Raw genomic sequence first — 1461 nt, forward strand, 5'->3', positions numbered from 1 at the left:
GACCTCATCGTCAGCCTCCTGGCCATCCTCTCCGCGGGCGGCGCCTACGTCCCCCTCGACACCAGCTACCCCGCCGAGCGCCTCGCCTTCATGCTCGAGGACTCTCGCGCCTCCCTCGTCCTCTCTCACTCGGCGCTCGCTCTTCGCCTTCCGTCGGGCTCGCACCGCACCCTGTGCCTCGATGAGATCGCTGACGCGGTCGCTTCGCGGCCTTCGTCCCCTCCGCGTCTCTCCATCTCGCCCCAGGGCCTCGCCTACGTCATCTACACCTCGGGCTCCACGGGGCGGCCCAAGGGCGTCAGCGTTCCTCACCAGGCCGTCATCCGCCTGGTGATGCACTCCAACTTCTTCGCCCTTCGCGCCGATGACGTCGTGCTCCACCTGGCGCCCATCGCCTTCGACGCCTCCACCTTCGAGGTGTGGGCCCCGCTTCTCAATGGCGCCCGGCTGGCCCTCTTCCCCTCCTCGCCTCCTTCCGCCGAGTCCCTTGCCCACGCCGTCTCCCTCTTCCGCGTCTCCACCCTCTGGCTGACCGCGGGCCTCTTCCACCAGCTCGTCGACTCCCTCGACGACTCCCTGCTGCCCCTTCTGCAGCCCCTGCGCACCCTGCTGGCCGGCGGTGATGTCCTCTCGCCCTCGCACGTGCGCGCCTGGCTCACCCGCCTGCCTCACTGCACCCTCGTCAACGGCTACGGCCCCACCGAGAACACCACCTTCACCTGCTGCGCTCCTCTCTCCGACGCCTCCCAGGTGGGCACCTCCGTCCCTCTCGGCCGCCCCATCTCCAACACCTCCGTCTTCGTCCTCGACCGCTTCGGCCAGCCCTCACCCATTGGCATCCCAGGTGAGCTCTTCACTGGCGGCGATGGCCTTGCGCGTGGCTACCTCGGCCAGCCCGCACTCACCGCCGAGCGCTTCGTTCCCCATCCCTTCAGCACTTCGCCTGGCGCCCGCCTCTACCGCACCGGTGACCTCGCCCGCTGGCGCGCGGATGGCCAGCTGGAGTTCCTCGGCCGCACCGACTTCCAGGTGAAGCTGCGCGGCTTCCGGCTCGAGCTGGGAGAGATTGAAGCCGCGCTGGCGCGCCAGCCGGGCGTGCGCGAGGTGGCCGTCCTCGTCCGCGAGGATGTGCCCGGCGACAAGCGCCTCGTCGCGTATCTCGTGCTGGCTCCCGACTCGCCCTCTGTCAGCGAGCTGCGCCGCGCGTTGCAGCAGCAGTTGCCCGGCTACATGGTGCCCGCCCACCTGCTGCCGCTGGACGCGCTTCCGCTCACGCCCAACGGCAAGCTGGACCGGCGCGCCCTGCCCGCACCGGATGCGCGACCCTCGCTGGACACCGGCTTCGTCGCGCCCCAGAGCGCCCTGGAGCAGCAGCTTGCCTCCGCGTGGCAGTCCGTCCTTCGCCTCGACAAGGTCGGCGTCCACGACAACTTCTTCGACCTCGGCGGCAACTCGCTGCTG

The 1461-nt window shown here is 70.2% G+C and carries 1 protein-coding gene; it reads left to right on the forward strand.

The annotated features are described in order from the left end of the window. Positions 1-1461: non-ribosomal peptide synthetase (locus D7V93_RS43000; protein WP_120648671.1), on the forward strand; the 1461-nt coding region annotated here is incomplete at both ends.

The organism is Corallococcus llansteffanensis, assembly GCF_003612055.1.
Classification (GTDB): Bacteria; Myxococcota; Myxococcia; order Myxococcales; family Myxococcaceae; genus Corallococcus; species Corallococcus llansteffanensis.